The organism is Thiomicrorhabdus sp., assembly GCF_963662555.1.
GTDB lineage: Bacteria > Pseudomonadota > Gammaproteobacteria > Thiomicrospirales > Thiomicrospiraceae > Thiomicrorhabdus.
Genome location: NZ_OY759719.1, coordinates 1,158,479 through 1,177,295 on the forward strand (window position 1 = coordinate 1,158,479; position 18,817 = coordinate 1,177,295).

Annotated in this window: 18 protein-coding genes; 10 read left to right on the forward strand and 8 right to left on the reverse strand. The window is 36.8% G+C overall.

Annotation, left to right across the window (positions count from 1 at the left end; translation table 11 throughout):
- Nucleotide 1 precedes the first annotated feature (1 nt).
- The 5 genes from ACORJQ_RS04955 to rmuC are packed head-to-tail and all read left to right on the forward strand — an operon-like array spanning nucleotide 2 to nucleotide 5,547.
- Nucleotides 2–1,204: a type II secretion system F family protein gene (locus ACORJQ_RS04955; RefSeq protein ID WP_321326523.1), complete on the forward strand. Its 1,203-nt coding sequence runs from the start codon at nucleotides 2–4 to the stop codon at nucleotides 1,202–1,204.
- A gap of 2 nt (nucleotides 1,205–1,206) precedes the next feature.
- Nucleotides 1,207–2,778 (forward strand): hypothetical protein, encoded by a 1,572-nt coding sequence (locus ACORJQ_RS04960; RefSeq protein ID WP_321326525.1) that lies wholly within the window; start codon nucleotides 1,207–1,209, stop codon nucleotides 2,776–2,778.
- Nucleotides 2,762–3,415, forward strand: coding sequence for a hypothetical protein (locus ACORJQ_RS04965; protein WP_321326527.1), 654 nt, complete (start codon nucleotides 2,762–2,764; stop codon nucleotides 3,413–3,415). Before ACORJQ_RS04960 ends, ACORJQ_RS04965 begins: the two co-directional genes overlap by 17 nt.
- Nucleotides 3,416–3,439: 24 nt before the next feature.
- Nucleotides 3,440–4,069 (forward strand): hypothetical protein, encoded by a 630-nt coding sequence (locus ACORJQ_RS04970; protein WP_321326529.1) that lies wholly within the window; start codon nucleotides 3,440–3,442, stop codon nucleotides 4,067–4,069.
- Nucleotides 4,066–5,547 carry a DNA recombination protein RmuC gene (rmuC, locus tag ACORJQ_RS04975; protein WP_321326530.1) on the forward strand — a complete coding sequence of 494 codons (1,482 nt, stop codon included), beginning with the start codon at nucleotides 4,066–4,068 and terminating at the stop codon, nucleotides 5,545–5,547. Before ACORJQ_RS04970 ends, rmuC begins: the two co-directional genes overlap by 4 nt.
- A gap of 39 nt (nucleotides 5,548–5,586) precedes the next feature.
- Here rmuC and ACORJQ_RS04980 read toward each other — a convergent pair whose 3' ends face one another.
- Nucleotides 5,587–6,045 (reverse strand): GNAT family N-acetyltransferase, encoded by a 459-nt coding sequence (locus tag ACORJQ_RS04980; protein ID WP_321326532.1) that lies wholly within the window; start codon nucleotides 6,043–6,045, stop codon nucleotides 5,587–5,589.
- Between the two features lie 24 nt (nucleotides 6,046–6,069).
- Between ACORJQ_RS04980 and ACORJQ_RS04985 the strand changes: the two genes are divergently transcribed.
- Nucleotides 6,070–6,675: a tRNA-uridine aminocarboxypropyltransferase gene (locus ACORJQ_RS04985; protein WP_321326534.1), complete on the forward strand. Its 606-nt coding sequence runs from the start codon at nucleotides 6,070–6,072 to the stop codon at nucleotides 6,673–6,675.
- A gap of 32 nt (nucleotides 6,676–6,707) precedes the next feature.
- Here ACORJQ_RS04985 and ACORJQ_RS04990 read toward each other — a convergent pair whose 3' ends face one another.
- The 6 genes from ACORJQ_RS04990 to ACORJQ_RS05015 all read right to left on the reverse strand — a co-directional run bounded on the left by ACORJQ_RS04990 (nucleotide 6,708) and on the right by ACORJQ_RS05015 (nucleotide 13,494).
- Nucleotides 6,708–7,835: a glycosyltransferase gene (locus ACORJQ_RS04990; RefSeq protein ID WP_321326536.1), complete on the reverse strand. Its 1,128-nt coding sequence runs from the start codon at nucleotides 7,833–7,835 to the stop codon at nucleotides 6,708–6,710.
- 45 nt (nucleotides 7,836–7,880) lie between these two features.
- The gene (locus ACORJQ_RS04995) at nucleotides 7,881–9,239 is read right to left on the reverse strand and encodes an acyltransferase family protein (RefSeq protein WP_321326538.1); all 1,359 of its coding nucleotides are present in this window, start codon (nucleotides 9,237–9,239) and stop codon (nucleotides 7,881–7,883) included.
- Nucleotides 9,240–9,333: 94 nt separating this feature from the next.
- Complete coding sequence (locus ACORJQ_RS05000) at nucleotides 9,334–10,839, reverse strand: ArnT family glycosyltransferase (RefSeq protein ID WP_321326540.1); 1,506 nt, start codon at nucleotides 10,837–10,839, stop codon at nucleotides 9,334–9,336.
- Nucleotides 10,840–10,878: 39 nt separating this feature from the next.
- Complete coding sequence (locus tag ACORJQ_RS05005) at nucleotides 10,879–11,619, reverse strand: SDR family oxidoreductase (RefSeq protein ID WP_321326545.1); 741 nt, start codon at nucleotides 11,617–11,619, stop codon at nucleotides 10,879–10,881.
- 99 nt (nucleotides 11,620–11,718) lie between these two features.
- The gene (locus ACORJQ_RS05010) at nucleotides 11,719–13,095 is read right to left on the reverse strand and encodes an FAD-binding oxidoreductase (RefSeq protein WP_321326550.1); all 1,377 of its coding nucleotides are present in this window, start codon (nucleotides 13,093–13,095) and stop codon (nucleotides 11,719–11,721) included.
- Between the two features lie 9 nt (nucleotides 13,096–13,104).
- Nucleotides 13,105–13,494 (reverse strand): GtrA family protein, encoded by a 390-nt coding sequence (locus ACORJQ_RS05015; RefSeq protein ID WP_321326552.1) that lies wholly within the window; start codon nucleotides 13,492–13,494, stop codon nucleotides 13,105–13,107.
- A gap of 215 nt (nucleotides 13,495–13,709) precedes the next feature.
- Between ACORJQ_RS05015 and ACORJQ_RS05020 the strand changes: the two genes are divergently transcribed.
- The 3 genes from ACORJQ_RS05020 to ACORJQ_RS05030 are packed head-to-tail and all read left to right on the forward strand — an operon-like array spanning nucleotide 13,710 to nucleotide 16,672.
- Nucleotides 13,710–14,597 carry a decaprenyl-phosphate phosphoribosyltransferase gene (locus ACORJQ_RS05020; protein WP_321326554.1) on the forward strand — a complete coding sequence of 296 codons (888 nt, stop codon included), beginning with the start codon at nucleotides 13,710–13,712 and terminating at the stop codon, nucleotides 14,595–14,597.
- Nucleotides 14,597–15,067 carry a divergent PAP2 family protein gene (locus ACORJQ_RS05025; protein WP_321326556.1) on the forward strand — a complete coding sequence of 157 codons (471 nt, stop codon included), beginning with the start codon at nucleotides 14,597–14,599 and terminating at the stop codon, nucleotides 15,065–15,067. Before ACORJQ_RS05020 ends, ACORJQ_RS05025 begins: the two co-directional genes overlap by 1 nt.
- A gap of 6 nt (nucleotides 15,068–15,073) precedes the next feature.
- Nucleotides 15,074–16,672, forward strand: coding sequence for an ArnT family glycosyltransferase (locus tag ACORJQ_RS05030; protein ID WP_321326558.1), 1,599 nt, complete (start codon nucleotides 15,074–15,076; stop codon nucleotides 16,670–16,672).
- Between the two features lie 349 nt (nucleotides 16,673–17,021).
- Here ACORJQ_RS05030 and epmB read toward each other — a convergent pair whose 3' ends face one another.
- A complete protein-coding gene (epmB, locus tag ACORJQ_RS05035; RefSeq protein WP_321326559.1) occupies nucleotides 17,022–18,038 on the reverse strand; it encodes an EF-P beta-lysylation protein EpmB in 1,017 nt (338 codons plus the stop codon).
- Nucleotides 18,039–18,187: 149 nt separating this feature from the next.
- Here epmB and efp point away from each other — a divergent pair, with 149 nt between their 5' ends.
- On the forward strand, nucleotides 18,188–18,754 hold the full coding sequence (gene efp, locus ACORJQ_RS05040; RefSeq protein ID WP_321326560.1) for an elongation factor P: 567 nt from the start codon (nucleotides 18,188–18,190) through the stop codon (nucleotides 18,752–18,754).
- Nucleotides 18,755–18,817: the final 63 nt, after the last annotated feature.

Below are 18,817 nucleotides of genomic sequence, written 5' to 3' on the forward strand. Positions count from 1 at the left end.
AATGGAAAATTATAATTACACAGGAATCAATAAATACGGTAAACGTGTGAATGGAGTCCTACCTGCTGCTAACGAGCAAGAGCTAGAACAGAAATTATTAAAATCAAATATTGATTTACTTACTTACAAAAAGCAATCAGGTTCTTTTTCATTATTAGGCAAACAAAAAATAACAAGAAAAGATGTTATTGGGGTTACTTTTCAGTTAGAGCAACTTCTTAGAGCCGGTGTACCACTTTTAGAAATTATTAATGACTTGAAGGACAATTTTGAAAGTGATGCTGTAAAAGAAATGCTTGCTAACGTGTACGAGTCCATGGAAGGCGGCGCTACATTCTCAGAATCATTGCAAAACTTTGAAAATGATTTTGGCGAAGTTTATATCTCTTTAGTGTCTGTTGGTGAAAAAACAGGGCAATTAGAAGATATTTTGTTGGATTTGGCCAACATGCTTAAGTGGGAAGACGAATTAGTCTCTAAAGCTAAGAAAGTTATGATATATCCAGCAATTGTTGCAACAGTTGTTATTGGTGTAGTTATTCTAATGATGTTATTTGTAGTACCTGAACTACTTGGGTTTATTACATCAATGGGTGGAGAGCTTGGTTTTGCAACCAAGTCGTTAATTTTAACTTCGGATTTTATACAGAATTATATTTTGGAGATATTTATTATCCCTATTTTAATCGTTGTCATTCTTAAGTTTTGGAGAAAGCAGTCTCCAGATTTCAAAGTTAAAACGGATGAAATGACCTTACATTTATGGATTGTTGGGCCTGTTTTATATAAGTTAAAACTAGCTCGTATTGCTAATTCTTTGGCTGTTATGTACGGTGCCGGGGTAAGTTTTCCAGACAGCTTACAAATGGCAAGTGTCATAGCAGGTAATAAATATTTAGAAGGTAATATCCTTCATGCGACGCGAATGATAAAGGAAGGAAAGCCAATTTATGAATCTTTTGATGAGGCATCGGTATTTCCTTCTATGGCAGTGAGAATGATTAAAGTTGGTGAATTAAGTGGTGGCATGGATACCTCTTTAAGGAATGTTAGTTATTTTTATGATAGAGAAGCAAAAGAGCTTATAGAGAAAATAGAACCGACCATTGAACCAATTTTAACGGTAGTAATGGGGTTTATTGTAGGATGGGTAATGATTGCTGTTTTAGGTCCTATATATGACACGATTTCACAGGTGCAGTAAGAATGAGATACGTTTTTTATATTACAGATAGTGGATTAACGGCATACAATAGTGCTAAATATGGTTCAAAAGCCTATGAGTCGTTTGAATGGAACGATGTTGCTCTTATTGATGCCTATCTATCTACTATGCCAGATAAAGCTGAAGCGGATGTCATTCTTGATCTGATCGATGAAGATTTGTATTTTGAATGGGCTCCCAAAGTTCATCCTTGGGAAAAGTCGGGTATTGCAGATCGTCGTAAACAGAGATTGCATCAAGAAAACATAGCACTTTCCGAAGTTAGATGGACAGGTAATGTTCAAACTAGTGCTGATGGCAGAAAAGAGGAATTGATTCTTGCCGCAACGGTCACAGATTCTTTCAATTTAAGTAGTTTTTTGCAGAGCCTAGAAGAAGCTCAAATTATTTTAAAAGCAATCCATTCAAAAGCCTTTTTGCTTGAAGAATATTTTCGTAAAAAAGTTCGTCCTTTCTTAAAGCTTAAACGACAAGATTTAAATAAACCTTTTTTATTAGTTACTCACCAGTCTCATAATACATATAGACAAACTTTCTTCTACAACGGTGAGTTACGTTTAAGTCGTTTGGTTGAAATAGATAAATCCTTTGAAAAGATTGATAGTATTCGTCAAGCACTTATTGATGAAACAAAGCTAGCAATCACCTATGTTTACAACCAAAAGATCGTTCCGTTCAACAGCCCGATTAGTTACGTCTTTTTGGATGGTGATCAAGAGATGCTTGATGGTATCTTAGCCAAATGCCAAGAAGAAGGTTTAATTAGAGCAACTTGGGAAGAGGGTGAGTATTTTGTTGGTACGGCAAACTTCAGAAAAATAACGCCCAACGGAACTAACTGTGGACAAGCAGAATTACCCTGCTATTCAAGAGAAGCTACGGTAGATTTTGTTCTTAGTGACAGACCAAAAACTTTTTACAGTAATGATTATGTAAGCAAAATAAATGGCTTTGTCGCCGGCCAAAAAGTATTTATTGCTCTTAATATTTTTGTATTTTTAATAGGCCTGTATTATGTGTTAATTACAGGTATCGATACTTTGGTTAGTTTTCAAAAACAAGCACTACTTGAACAGAAGATTGAGCAACATGAGTCAGAAAAAAAGCGTCTGCAAGAAGTTGTAAAACTTCAGGATGATGCACAACAAATTAAAGCTTCTGTTGAGTTTTCTGAAGCCATACTTAAACTAAAAGTAAATCGCTTAATTAGTTTTGATATAAATGCTTTGAGTCAGGCTTTTGCACATCATAAAAATATACAACTTTCTGATATTGAATGGAAAGGGCTGGATCGTTTTGATAGCCGTAAAAATCAGATTGAAATTAAAGCATGGGTATTTCCATTTTATGAAACATATCATGACCCTGTTATGTGGGTTGATGCTTTTGTTAATGAGCTCAAGACTATTGACGGTGTTGAAATGGTACAGCTTCAAAAAGAGCCTTTAAATCGCCAATTGAGTCAAACATTAAACATTAATTCCAAAATGAGTAACGTTCAAGCTTTACCATTTACTGTAACGTTGAGAGTGAAAGATGCTGAACCTAAGTAATACAATAAGGGATCCACTTGTCCAACGATTTTTTAAAAAGTTGGTAATCATACTACTAATTCTTTCAGTTTTACTTGGATTAGCTTGGTATGGTTATGGTGAATTACAAAAAGAATTAGCCGCGCAAGAAAGACCAAAAGTTCAAAAACTCAACTCATTGAGAAGCCAAGTTAAGTTTTTACAACAGCAGGTAAGGTTGTATCAAGAGTATGGTGAAAAATACCAAGAGTTAGTTAAAAAAGGTTTAGTTAAACAGCAGGATCGTGTTTTTTGGACAGACTCATTAATTAAATTAAAAGATGAATATATTGTTCCAGATTTAAGTTTCTCATTTTCGCCAGAAAAACCTTTAAGTAGTGGGCAATTTAGTAAAATTAAAATCCCAAATGGTATGTTCTTTTACAGTGACGTTAAGTTAAAAATGTCTCTTCAACATGAAGAAGATTTAGTACGTATATTTGAAAGCATAAGTCAAAATATTTCACCATTATATTTAGTTCATGATTGTGATCTAAAACTTAAAGATAGTAGTTATGAGGTCAATGCTAACTTTAATTTAACTAGTGGAAACATTGACGCAACTTGTTCTTTGATTGTATTCCATACTCATCAAACAGAAACTAAAAAACCACTTTAAAACTGAGAGCATAAGGTAAAAGTTATGAAAAAAGTAAAGTTCACTATACCAGTTTTATGTACCTTGGTTTTTGGGATATCTGTCTCTCAGGTAAGCTTGGCTGAAACGGATAAGGCAGATTCGAATATCGAAAGATTTAAGGTAAAAAATAACCAGGTTACTCCGTTGTTTCAGAAATTGTTTTTGACTCAAGAAGAGAGACAAAGAATAGACAAACAAAGAGAAGCTTATTTAAATCCACCAGCAAAAGAACCTGAAAAACTAATTGCTAAGGTAGGTGATGGTAAGCCAAAGAAAAAACGAATTTATATTCCACCTAAAGTGGCTATTTCGGCTGTTATTGTTCGGCCAGATGGTTCTACTATTATTCGTGTAAATGGCAAATACAATAAATCACCTTCAAAATATATTCAGTTAGATGAACGTGGTACAAATACAAATGGTGTACCTATTACCGTGAACGGTAAAACTAAAATTGTGCCTGTTGGTACAACTTTGTTAACGCACAAAAATAAATTAATCGATACTTATAAATTGGATGCTGCGGCACGCAAGAACGCATTGCCAAAAACAGAGCAAAAAGCCGTTAAAAAGAGACTGGATGAAGTCAAGATTCTTACAGCAGACCCTATTGATTTAAAACCAAACGAATGATTATTGATCTCTTCACTATATCGCTTATCGTCGGAATGGTAAGCGTCTTAATTATATTGCTGCAATGGCGATCTATTTATCTTAAAAATAAAGCCTTATCTAACCTGACAATGACTCAAAGCCAAATAGAGTCTGAATTACAATCCAGTCAGTACCAACTTCAAACTGCTGAATCTCATAAACTTGAGTTAGAGAAAACACTCGACTCTTATCGAATTCAACTCGATGGGTTGCAAGAAATTAAAGGCCAATCTGACCAGCTTCAAAAACAACAAACGTATCTAAATGAACAGCTTTCTAAAAAAGAGGCCGACTTAGATAAGCTTAGAGATCGCCTTACGCTTAGTGAAACACAATCTGCTGAGCTGGCGATTGCCTTAGAGAAAGAGCAGGAAGTTGCTTCAGAAAAGATTGCTTTATTAGAGTCTGCCAAGAAACAATTATCAGATGAATTTAAAGTATTAGCCAATCAAATTTTTGACCAAAAGCAGGCTCAATTTACACAAAGCAGTCAATCTACCATTGAAGCGGTCTTGAAACCTATGCAAGGTGCTTTAGATGCCTTTAAGAGTCGTGTTGAGTTGGTTCATAAAGAAGATTTAGAGGGCCGAGCCAGCCTAACGGAACAGCTTAAACAACTTCACTCTCTTAATTCCCAAATGACTCAAGAAGCCCAAAACTTAACACATGCTTTAAAAGGTGACAGTAAAACTCAAGGTAATTGGGGGGAATTAATTTTAGAGCGTCTATTAGAACGTTCTGGGCTTACTGAAGGTGTTGAGTTTGAACGTGAAAAAAGTTTTACTGATGAAAAAGGTAAGCGTCTTAGACCAGACGTTATTATTAATATGCCTGATGATAAGCATGTCATTATAGATTCTAAAGTTTCTCTATTACATTACGAACAAGCGTTAAACGCAGATGATAAAGCAAGTCAGGCTATTGCAACTAAGGCACATTTAAGTAGTTTGCAGCGACATATTGCCGCTCTTGCAGAAAAGCGCTATGACCATTTGGAGCAACTAAATGCACCAGACTTTGTTTTGATGTTTATACCTGTTGAAGGAGCCTATCTAATGGCGATTGAGGCAGACAGTGGTGTATTTGAAGATGCTTTTGAAAAACGTGTTGCGGTAGTAACACCAACCACTTTATTTACTACGCTTAAAACCATTGAACAACTGTGGCGATATGAACGCCAAAGTGAAAATACGGTAAAACTGATTAAGCGTGCCGCTGAGGTGCATGATAAGTTTGTTGGTTTTGTAGAGAGCTTTGAAAAAGTGGGTAAACAGTTGCAAACTGCTCAGCAGACCTATCAACAATCACATAAACAGATGATATCGGGTAATGGTAATTTGGTTAGACAGGCTGAAATGCTAAAATCTTTGGCAGGTAAAACCAAAAAAGAGATTCCAGGTCATTTGTTAAAAGAAGCAGATCTTTCGCCATCACTTACATCGGAAGAATCAAATTAAATTACCAGGCCTGGTAAATTCATTTTGTATGTTTAATTTTTAAAGTGGTTTCATTAAACAAAGCCATTTTTTACCTTGTTGTTGTGCATTTATAAATCTTTGTTTTAAAGAGATTGGAAGCAAGTCAGGTTCAATGATTTGGTATTGATTCTGTAAGTAAAAATGATTTAAATGTACTTCAGCAAAGGCAAAAATACAGTCTGTTTTTTGGTTAATGAATAAGTCTGTATGTATATGTTCTAACAACTGAGAAGCAATCTTATTATGCCTAAACTCTTCCGCTACAAATAAACCTCTTAACCATAAAGCACAATCAGAACCTTCAATATTGAGAAGCCTAGCGGTAGCAACTAGGGCGTTATTTGAACGTACAAGATAAATTAAATCATCTCGGTTAGCAGAGTAGGTCTTGTTACGTTTAAGAAAATGCTTTATTTCATAAAACTCATTTTCTTTTGCCATACTAAATGTGAGCGTTAGGTTGCTTGTTTTTGTCATCTAATTGGATTATGTCTTTGTCTTATGTCTAGAAACGTTTGTCAATATTGCCTGCGACCCGATAAGGTGTGCATTTGTGGCTTTATTAAACCAATAAATAACAATATTGAAATAGGTATATTACAGCACCCATCTGAGGTGAAACAAATTAAAGGTACGGCGATTATTGCTCAACTGTCTTTATGCAAGGTTTCGTATTGGGTTGGCGAGTCTTTAGATGATTTACCAGGCCTGGTAAATTGGTTAGATCAAGATGAAAAAGTCTATTTGCTTTACCCTGATATTGAAAATCAAACAGAGGCTTATTATTCTTATTCAATTAAAGAACTCACTCAATCAGCGATGAGTAAACAAGGTATTAAGATATTGGTATTGGATGGGACCTGGCGAAAAACCTATAAAATGATGCAACTCAATTCTGCTTTAAGACAATTAGATCGGATTGAGCTTAACCCCTTGAATGAGTCCCAATACAAGATTAGAAAGCAAAAAGACCAACAATCTTTGGCCACAATAGAAGCGATTTATGAACTTCTCGCTCAGCTAGAAAACAATCCAACTAAATTTCAGCCTTTGCTGGATGCGTTTGAATCTATCCAAAACCAGCAATTAGCTTTTAGAAAACCTTAATGTAATCCTATCTGCTGTTAGTTACTGGTTGTTTATCGATTATTAGGTTGTTCTTGCTGTTTTTCGTGATCCACTTCTTCTCTTAACTTTTTAAAGATAAATAAGTTTGAGATTGAGAAGTTAAAGCCCATCCCCATAATGACCCCAATAATTAATGCCGCAATCATATGTTCTTCAAAGAAAGGTACATATTTGGTTAGGGTATAGTAGGTTCCATAGTTAACCGTAAAACCAATTAAGGAGCTACTGGCAAAGGCTCCCCATTGTGTTGATTTTTTGGTTTTTTCACGGTGGCTAAAGGTAATAACGCGGTTAAGCATCCAATTCCATGTTACTGCTGGCCAAAAAGAGATGGCTCTAGCTAAAGTATGTGATGCTCCAAACATTTGCAGTAATAAGTACACCGCCAAATCAACAATAAATCCACTTCCGCCTACGATTGCAAACTGAAAAAATTCCGCTTTGGTTTGAAACTTATATTGATACAAGCGGCGTAAATGGCGTAAATATTTAAGTTGTTCTTTAAAGGTTAGCTTAGATTCACCATGTACACGATCTACAAAATGGATAGGCACTTCTGATACAACAGGAAAGTCACCTTTAACCATTACCTCTAAAGCGATTTTATAGCCAATAGGCGAGAGATTGTGTTCATTTGGGATATCTGCCTTACGAACGGCAAAAAAACCTGACATTGGGTCTTTTACGCGGGTAATTGGCAAAGCGGGGATTGTGGCAACCACAGAATTAATATATCGCCACAATGTCCAACTATCATCAATGCTGCCCCCTTCAACGTAACGAGAACCTAAAACAAAGTCGCTTTCTCGATTACGCAGTTGCGTTACCATTTTAGGAATAGCAGAAGCTGGGTGCGATAAATCGGCATCCATAACCACCACAAAATCACCTTTGGCCTCACCAAATCCGTCAATAACAGCGGGTGATAAACCACGGTTTTCGGTACGAGTCACTATGCGAATTGGGTACTGTTTTTCAAGCTCAGCCACTTTTTCAATAGAGCCATCTTGTGAATTATCATCCATAATGATGATTTCATAAGTGTGTTCTCCCGCCTCATTAAGAGCAGAGTGAATCATCTCGCTAAGTGGGGCTAGGTTTTCTACTTCTTGATAAGTAGGAACAATAATCGATATCATGATTTCGACTCTATTTTATAAATGAATGTATATTTAAAGGTTTAATTAACGCTTATTTGTGGTGGCATTATGCCCGCCAAACCACTTGGTTTCAATCTGTTTTCCGTATTTGATAAAACGAGCTTCCACCCAGAAATGCAGTAAAAGAGAAAAATATAACGTCATTAATACTGCCAAAACGTACGCAAAAGGAATTTTATACAGTGAAACTTGTTGAATACTTTGCACATCAATCGTACCTAAAACAATTACCCACGCGAGCACAATAAACGGAAAATGAAAAAAGTACATTGGATAAGCTACTTCAGATAATAAACGCCAGCCTTTCCATTCAACAACCGACTTTTTAATCTTTTGAAATAGTGATAAAGGATTTTCTTGTTTCACTTGATAGTGTGCCAACAGAACCAAGCCTAGAATTGCCATACTAAACACAATACGGTGCAGAGTTACCACCAACAGATTTAGGGTTTCATTAAAATGTTCAAAGTAGTAAGAGTCTGGATAATAAATTGGAAAACGCATCGTCATGTAAATTACGGTAAGTCCCAATGCCCAAAGTATTGCTACACTGCTCTTGCTAAGATTAATTTTGGCTAAAGGATAACGCCAATAAAGTAAGGCCCATAAAATGCCTAAAAATAGCGGTGTGATTCGGCTTTGAATAACATAGTACATATTGTCCATATAGACTTTACCGCTAGCACTATCAAAAAATTGATACCAGTGCGTTTGGTAAATAACAGGATGTTGTAAGGCTACCCAAAAGCGTAGGCCAATAGAGGCCGCGATTAAAATAATAATCCACATGATAGGGCGTGAGCTTTTTGCTAAGAACAGCAATAAAAAGGGCAAAATTAAATAAAACTGCATCTCAATAGACAAGCTCCACTGCACGGGAATAATGCCTTTACTAAAGATGTTTTCTATAAAAAGCAGACTATACCAGCCGTCTGTTATTAACTTGTGTATGTCAGCTAGTCCATAAAGTAATAAAGCGACTAAAAATACAGGGTAAATCCTAAAAAAACGGTGCAAATAGAAGCGACGAATATGAATAAAACGTTGTTTGTCATAAACTTTTAGTAGGGCGTAGCTCAGTAAGAAGGCACTGAGCATAAAAAAGATATCAACGGCTTTATCAAAACTTAATACAAAGCTCAACCAAGCCGGAATGCTGTCTACAAATTGTTGAAGTTTGACAGGGTCTTTTTTAAACAGAAAAAAAACCGCAAAAAAGATATGAAATAAAATCACCATCAATACACTCAAACCTTTCAAAAAATCCACCACTGGAAATGCCTTACTCGGTTGATGAATAATTTGTTGAGCCACTTTTACGGGCTTAGTAAATGGCCAACGTAAAACCGCCATAAATGATGAGAGTGACAATGTTGCTGACATAAAGTGTCTTTGTTTTGTAAAGTTCCGTTTAGGTTTGATTATAAAGCCTATTTTAAATTTACCAGGCCTGGTAAATTGCCTATTTATCTAGTCACTACTTTATTTGAGGTATAAAGTTATTACACAAATAATAGTAATACGTCACAATGATTGGTCCTTGCGAAGGTTCATTTAATTTTTTGAGTGGTGTACAGCTCTCAAAATGATTTGCCGTGCCTGTTATAGGTGGATTCTTTTCATAATGTGGCGACACCAATAAACCATTCATACCGGCTTTAGGTTTGCCAAACCAAAACTCAAATTGGGTTTGTTTTCCACTGGTAATGTAAACCGGTTGTGGGCGACTATACCAAGCTAAATGACTGGCATAACTCCAGTTAGAGACAAATAACGGCAGTTCTTCTGGCGTTTTACCAAGTTCTTTTTGTAGCTCAATCGCGGTTTGTGAAGCCTTTGGCCAACCGTAATCCCCTTGTAACGGATTTTTATAGTCAGGAAAATTAATCCACGGGCTAAACAATAAGCTATGAGCAACCAACACCAAAGACCCCATTAAAACAATATGCAGGCCTGTTACGATTTTTACCCAACCTTTAAAACGAATTTGCCATAAAAAGTTAACAATGATCGGAATCAATAAAACCCACGCTAAAGACACCCAGTGCGGCAGGCTTTTTTCATAGCCTGAACCCCAAGCAAATAAAAGCGTAATAGGTAGAGAAAATAGCAGTAATAAACGGCTGTTTTTGTCTGCATAATTGCTTGGTTTTAACATCATCCACCAACCAAAAATAAACAAAAATGGCGTATAAGAAACAAATTGAATTGCTTGGGTTTGAAGCAGGCGAGAAACTCGCCATTCACTGTGTTTTGTACCATGATCAATTTGGTAAATAAAAGAAGCCCAATCATGGATTGCATTCCAATAAAGGATTGGGGCAATTAAAACCAACGCAATAATGATGGCAAGCCAAAGACCCTTTGAGGTTAACCACTGCCATTTTCGTTCTATCAATAAAATCAAAATCAAAGAGGCAATTACGGTTACCGCCGTGTATTTTGATAGGGCGGCTAAACCGACAAATAATCCTAACAACAGCCAATATTTAGTTTGATTAGTTTGTAATAACTTGTGAGTGACTAAAACCAACGCCAAAACAGAGACCATTAATGGATTGTCTGGCAACATGGCCATACCCATTAATGACAAGATAATACTGGTGTTTAATACCACTAAACTCGCAAAACCTTTCCAAGCGGTTTGTTTTTTTGCAGTCGTATTTTCGGTTAAATTCTCAGCAAAAAAAGTCACGGTAATTTGGTACAACAGATAGTTTAAAACCGCATATAAGGCAATCGGTACAAGTCGAGCACTCCAATCATAGGGGGCTAACCACATCGGTATGATTTGTAGCCAACCAATCATTGGCGGGTGGTCAAAATAACTCCAATCCGGCATTAAACCATATAAAGCATAATGTGCTTCATCACCACCCAACTCAACATTAAAAGCCAAAAAGAGGTGGAGTAAAGTCATAAAAGCAACCAGCAAAATACTGGCTTTTTGTGGGCTTAATGATGCGTGTTGATTGTTAGGCATAATGTTAATTATCTTAAGGATATTCGATTAAATAGAAATTTAAAGTTTTAGCTTTTTAAAAATAAACTCTGGAATAGAGCGAATGATGAACATAATTCCCCACCAAAACCATGGCGTGTAAAGTGTGTTTTTACCGCTGTTAATCGCTTTAATAATGCTGCTAGCAATCTGTTCTGGTTGAGCCCACAAAGCCCCTTTTTTAAACTCTGCTGTCATCGGGGTGTCTACAAACCCTGGTTTAATATCTAATACCTGCACATTACTGTCATTTAAACGATTACGTAAACCTTGTAAAAAGGTGGATACCATTGATTTAGCCGCACCATAAACATAGTTTGATTGACGACCACGATCACCCGCAACACTACTAATAACCGCAATGGAACCCGAGTTTTGGGTTTCAAATTTATTGGCAAATAAAGTCAGTAAAGAGAGAGTACTTAAGGCATTAATTTGAATCTCTTTGAGCGTTAATTCAACACTATTTTGGCAGGCCTGTTGGTCTGGCAAAGTGCCGTGAGCAATAAGCAATACATCAATCTTTGGGTAGGTTTGATACACGTTGTCAATTAGAGCAGAGTGTTGTTCTATATCGGTAAGATCTAAAGCATAAGATTCCACTTGATTCGCACCACGAATTTTGGCATCGCTAGAAATAGTTTCAAGTTGTTCCACATTACGAGCCACTAAAAATAAATTGTTATTTTGTTCGGCGTACATTTTTAATGTGGCTTGAGCAATGGCCGATGTGGCTCCAATAATGACAATGTTTTGTGGCATGTTTTTTCCTAATGGCGTTTCTTGAACTATTTACCGATAAAATCTATAAATCTAAGCTTATGAATTTAAACTCATGAATCTAATCCCATGAATCTAATCCTATAAACCAAGGCGAATAGATTGTAATGAATTAAAGACTTTATGTGCGTTATATTTGTGTCTAATTTCTTGAAACGTCTCCCATTGTGGGTAACTTTGTTTAAATGTCTGTTCAGACATGCGGGCATCTTTGGTTAAGTACAGCTTGCCGCCATAAGATAGCACCACTTCATCTAAGCGATCTAAAAAGGCCAAAAGTGAGCTATCCATTTTAAAATCTAGTGCTAAGGTGTAACCCTCTTCTGGAAAGCTTAGATAGTTGTCATTACCTTGACCAAATACTTTTAAGACCGCCAAAAATGATCCACGTTTAGAGTCGGCAATCATGCTTAAAATTTGACTTAAACCGACCAGGCCTGCAGATTTTGGAATAACAAACTGATATTGCACAAAACCATTTTTACCATACATACGGTTCCAGTTTTGAATACTGTCTAATGGATAAAAGTAGGGGGCGTAATGAGCTATGCGTTGGCTATGTTGATTAAAGACTTTGCCGTAATATAAGGTGTTAAAGGCTTTAACACTTAAGCTGTTTAGTGTAAAACTAGGTAAGTCCAAAGGCATATTGAGTTTGCTCGGTTTAGCAACCGTGAGAGGTGTTTGTGCTGACTTTGTAGCATGTTCACCCAACATAAGAAGTGACCGTCCCAGTTGATTACCTTTGGCTAAACAATCAATCCATGCAACAGAATAGGTAGCTGAATCGTGTTCTTCAAATTTGGCCAAGGTTTCTGCCAAGTTAGCCGTTTTATAAGTGGTTTCTTCAATAAAGGCACTTTTGATGGGAATGAGTTTAAAGGTGGCAAAAAGAATCACACCAGTTAACCCCATACCTCCACATGTGGCTAAAAATAGCTCGCGGTTTTGGTTAAGTGAACACTCTACGTTTTCGCCATTGGCTAAACATAATGTAAAACTTAAAACATGTTGTGAGAAGCTTCCGTCTAGGTGGTGATTTTTACCGTGAACATCGCTGGCAATGGCACCACCCACAGTTATAAATTGAGTGCCTGGTGTCACCGGTAAAAACCAACCTTGCGGAATAAAGATTCGCAAGATTTCTGCAAAACTCATTCCAGCTTCACACGTTAATACGCCAGTTTGTTCGTCAAAGGTTAAAAAGTGGTCTAGTTTTGTGGTGTGTAAAGTATGTTTGGCCAAACTGCTGTCGCCATAGCTTCTACCCATTCCGCGGGCAATAAACTCTGGGTGCCCAGTTGGTTGAGGATGAGAATCGTCTTTATGCGATTGAATAGAAGACTGTGTTTGATTAGCAAACATTTTACTCACGATAGGATTTACCAGGCCCGGTAAATTTGGATAAAGACATTCACTTTCAATCTTGGGATATCGTCCCCATCCTGCAATCTTCACCAGTTTCTCCTACTTAAAGACATAGCGTTTATCTAATTGGTATTTTATAAAATAGCCAATTGCCAAACCAATCACACCACCTAAATAACGCATTTCTGCAGTTTGGTAGATAGAATTAAACGCATATTCAAATCCCCAAAAAATGACAGTGGTGAAAATCCCCATCAAAGTATACAAATAAAAGGTTTTTGAGCCGTGTTTAATGCAAGTGGTTTGATATTTAAAAATATAGCGTTTATCTAAGAAATATTTGACCACTAAACCCACAGCGGTTCCTATAAAAATGGCGAGCCATAAATCATAATTTCCCTGATAGATTCTAAAGGAAAGGGTTTGGCTGCCGATGTTTGCGATGGTGGAGATTACCGCAAAAATCGTGTACATTATGGCAATCTTCATTTATTGAGTACTTTGGCTTTTGAATAGCGGGTTATAAGGGGCGTTTGAAACGGGTGTTTTAAACACTTTAAGAGGCCTGGTAATAAACGATTTTTTAGACATGGTTAGTGGTTAAACCCTTAAATCAAAATATTTTCGTAAGTTAAAATATTGTCATAACAAATCAAACACCACAGTATTTGCAGCAATCATAGTTACAGGCGGTAAAAGCATTCATGAATTCTAACACTTCTACAAACGGTAATAAATCGGTATTACTTGGTTTGTTAAAACTCATGAGGCCTAAACAGTGGACTAAAAACATTTTTGTATTTGCCCCACTTATGTTTACCGGTCTATTTTTTGATGTTGTCGCAATTTCTCAGACTTTAATTGCCTTTGCTTTATTTAGCTTGGCCGCCTCTGCAACCTATGTGGTTAATGATTTACAAGATATTGAACAAGATAGAAAACACCCGATTAAGTCTAAAAAACGCCCTTTAGCATCTGGGCAAGTCACGCCATCTCAAGCAAAAGCGTTGTTAATTGGTTTATATGCCATTTTGTTGATTGGTTTTGTGTTTCAGCCAATGGTAATGGCCGTGATTGTGGCTTATTTGCTGTTGAATGTCGCTTATAGTTTTTATTTAAAACATCAACCCGTTTTGGATATTTTTACCATTGCCATTGGTTTTGTTTTGCGAGTTTATGCGGGTGCGGTGGCCATTTCTGTGCCGCTTTCTTCATGGATGTTTGTGACCACATTATGTTTGGCTTTGTATTTAGCCGCCATTAAACGTCGTCAAGAATTACTTTTAACCGACCAAGAAGGCCGTGCAGTTTTACAAAAATATACCGTGAGTTTAATGGACCGTTATGCAGAAATGGCGGCAACCGGTGCACTAATGTTTTACAGTTTATTTGTCATGAATGCTCGCCCTGAAATGGTAATAACCATACCATTTGTCTTATTTGGTTTATATCGTTATTGGTATGTCAGTGAAGTATTAGATGAAGGTGAATCGCCTACCGATGCTTTGTTTGCCGATAAACAGCTATTAATGACCGTTGTGGGTTGGATTGGTGTTTGTATTTGGGCTTTATGGCCCGCAGGTGGTCAATAATGTCTGTATTACAAGGTTATGCCCTACAAGAATATGCATTACAGGACTATATTTATTTAATTACCCCGTTTGCGGCTTGGTTGGTTGCAGGTATAACCAAATTTATTGTTAACTCAATTAAAGCCAAACAGCTGGCATTTGGATTAATTGGTTATGGTGGCCTACCAAGTAACCACAGTGCCATTGTCAGTAGCATGGTGTTTTTAATCGCCTTTAAAGAAGGTATGGCCTCTCCAGCGTTTGGTGTGGCAATCACTTTAGCATTCATTGTGTTGTTAGATGCTAATAGCTTGCGTCAGCAAGTAGGTAAACACGCCAAAGCGATTAATCTTTTAAATAAAACCAACTCAACTGAAAAGCCATTGCGTGAAAGAATGGGGCATACTCGGGTTGAGATTTTGGCAGGCATTATTGTGGGCGGCCTGGTTGCCTATACGTTATTTACGTTTTTAATTGGCACGGCTCAGTAAATTTATATGTCTAAAAATCATCATGTTAACAATGCTAACAATACTTATCATGCATTCTCTACTTTTTTCTCAGAGTTAACGACACATCAAAAATGGCTAGTTACCGCCTTTGTTCTTCTCAAGGTTGTATTGATTTTTATGGTGCCGTTAACGGGTGATGAAGCTTACTTTATTACTTGGGGGCAACATCTCGCTTTAGGGTATTACGATCATCCTCCTGCCGTTGGTTGGGTGCTTTATTTATTAGGTCAAATTAGCGACAGTTTGGTTTGGTATCGAGCATTTGCTTTTGTTTCCGCGATTATCTTGGCGTATTTAATTTACAAGCTAATTAAGCTGGCTAAGGACACATCAGAAAATACCGCTTTATGGGTCGCACTGGCATTTTTTGTATCTCCCATTTCATTAATGTTTGTGGTCACTGCCAACGATACCGTTTTGGTGCTTTTTTCTATGCTTGGTTTATATTTCTTTGCCAAAGCGTTACAGAATCAAAAGTGGGTCGATGTTCTATTGGCTGGTTTGCTACTTGGTATGGCATTTTTATCTAAATACTTTGCCGCGTTTATGCTGATTGGTCTAATTCTTTATGCCTTGTGGCAGTGGAAACAGATCAACTTTAAACAGTTGTTAGTGATGGTATTTATTGTGTTATTGGCTGTGGCTGAAAACCTCTATTTTAATGCCACTCATTGCTGGAACAATATTCTGTTTAATTTCTTTTCACGCACTGAAGCGAGTCATTTTGAAATCGGTAACGTGATAAGTTATTTATTGATGATTGTGCTTTTATTATCGCCAGTAGGGATGTGGTATTGGTTTAAAAATAGAAAAATGCAATCACAGCCAAAATTAGAATCGCAAGCAGAGCTAACAGCAAGCCAATTTGTTAATCCCAATCAGCTGGTAGTTTTTGCGGCTTTACCTTTATTGTTGGTGTTGCTGGTAGTCAGTTTTACCAATCAGGTTGGTTTGCATTGGCCGTTAATTTCGGTCACGGCTCTGTATGTTTTATACAGAACCTTAACTGTGCAACAGTTACAAAAACTGTTTGTTATTAATGGCTATTTTTCAGTGTTGGTTGCCGTAGTTATATTAGTGGCGTTATCACTGGTTAATCAATTGATTAAACCAACCCAAAAACATCATTTAGCGGTCTACGTTCAACCGCAAAATGTGTGTGAAAAAATCGCAAAAGTACAAACGTCGCCAAGCTTTTTTACCTTAGGTTATAGCAGTCAATCTACGCTTTCATATCACTGTGGTAATGATAATATTCATGTGTTTGCCAGTACGTCAAAATATGGCAGAGAAGACGATAAGTTAACGAATTTTAAAGCCTTAAACGGTAAGAATCTGCAAATTTTAATTACCCAAGATAAAGACTTAAATCAAGTAGAGAAGTTTTTTAAGCGTTTTAGCATTACACCGCTAAAAATCGATGATTCAACCACCTATTATTGGTTTGTGGGTGAAGAGTTTAATTATGATTTATATCGTGAGAAAGTGCTTAAGCCTGTTAATGAAAAGTTTTATACCGCTCCCGATTGGTTTCCAAAGGTTAAAGATGGTTGTGGGTTTAAACAAAAGTATGATTTTGAATGATTTGTTTAAAAGTGGAATGCTTTTCTTAGTGGTTGAGAAGCCCTTTTAGAAATGTATATATCTTCAATTTCAATTAAGGGCTTCCCGTTACTCTTTTTACTTGCCTAAAAAGAGTAACCAGAAAAAGGGCACCCCGCTCCATATATTGGCAAGTTCTAGGCTTGCTCACTGAAAACGCTGAACTCGCTTCGCAAGCTACGCTCTAACAGCAGCGTTTTTTAAACGTTCGCTACACCAAGAACCTTGCTCAATCTATTCCAAGGGGAAGTTGGGCGTTTGTTGTTAGCTTTCGTCTTATTTAAAAAATATCTTTTGTCGTGTGGTTAGAGTGAAAACAAAATATTTTGTTTTATAAAGGCGTTTTACTTTGCTGTCCGGCAATTTCTCTTACTAATTTTGGTACTAAATAACCTGGTAATTGCGTTAATAACTGTTCGTGAATTTGTTTTGCGTCAGAATCGCTTACCTCAAAATGGCTTGCACCTTGAACCTTATCTAATTGATGTAAGTAGTAGGGCAAAACGCCTTGAGAAAATAACTTGTGGCTGAGTTCTGCCAAGGTGTTTGCTGAATCATTAATATCTTTTAACAATACACTTTGATTCAATAGCGTAAAACCACTTTGGCGATATTGTTGTAGCAAGGCTGCAGTTTTATCACTTAATTCATTGGCGTGATTACAATGCACCACTAATACCTTATTTAAACGACTTTGTTGTGCCCAAATTAACAATGCTTTTTGCGGTGCAGTAGATGGCGATACAATGGGCGTTCGGCTATGAATTCGTATGGTGGTAATGTGTTTAATTTGTTCAATAGATTCAATTAAGCGCATTAAAACCGCCTCGCTTAAGCTCATTGGATCGCCACCGCTTAAAATCACTTCATGAATACTTTTATCATGAGTTATCTGTTGTATTGCAGCTTGCCAATGGCGTTGATTACTCTGTTCTTCATAAGGAAAATGCCTTCTAAAGCAGTAGCGGCAATGAATGTCGCATTTTGGGCTAGCAATCAATAATACTCGGCCCTGGTATTTATGAATCAAACTTGGCGTTGGGTTTTTTTGTAGATCGCCAACCGGGTCTTTTACAAAATCTATCGCTAATTGATTTTCTGCTTTGACGGGTAATATCTGTTTAAGCAGGGGATCATTTAGGTTATTGATTTGAATTTGCTCAATAAAATCATTGGGTGCTTTATAAATAAAATCACTTTCTTTAATAATCCCAATCTCTTCTAAATTTTTATGGTTTACTGAATTAAGCTCAAGAGTTTGAACAAGCTGCATGAGTTTATTTGAGGTACGATTATTAGGCGAATCATTTTGCGATTCGGACTGTATAGAGCTTAAATTTTTAGCCATGAAGTATGTGTTTTTTGTTGTATGGTTAACGTTAAAAGTATCAGTAAATATGGTTGATTATTATTGGGTCGTTTTAACTTATGATGTTTTTTAAGGTATTTTAAGATAGAATGTCGCGATTATTTTAAGTCAAGTACTCAGGTAAAGATATGGCAACTTACAGCACAACTGAATTTAAAGCAGGTTTGAAGTTCTTAATGGACGGTCAACCATGTTCAATTATTGAAAATACTCAAGTTTCTCCAGGTAAAGGGCAAGCCTTTAACCGTGTTAGATACCGTAACTTAATGACGGGTAAAGTTCTAGAAAAAACCTTTAAGTCAGGTGAAAAAGTTGAAGCGGCAGATGTAATCGATACTGACTTACAGTACTTATATAACGACGGTGAGTTTTGGCACTTTATGGACGAAACCTCTTTTGAACAATATCAAGCCGCAGAAGCCGCGGTTTCTGATGTTGCAAAATGGTTAATTGAGCAAGATGTTTGTTTAGTGACGTTGTTTAATGGTCAAATTATCTCGGTAACCCCTCCTAAGCAGATTACTCTTGAAGTGACTGATACTGATCCAGGTTTAAAAGGTGATACAGCGGGAACAGGTGGTAAACCAGCGACCTTATCAACGGGTGCTGTGGTACAAGTTCCTTTATTCGTACAAATTGGCGAAAAAGTTATTGTAAATACCGAAAAGGGTGAATACATTTCACGTGCTAAATAAAAACTGAAAAAGTGCTTTTTGCCCAGCTTCTTTGTTGCACTGTGACTTCCGTTGCTCATGTAC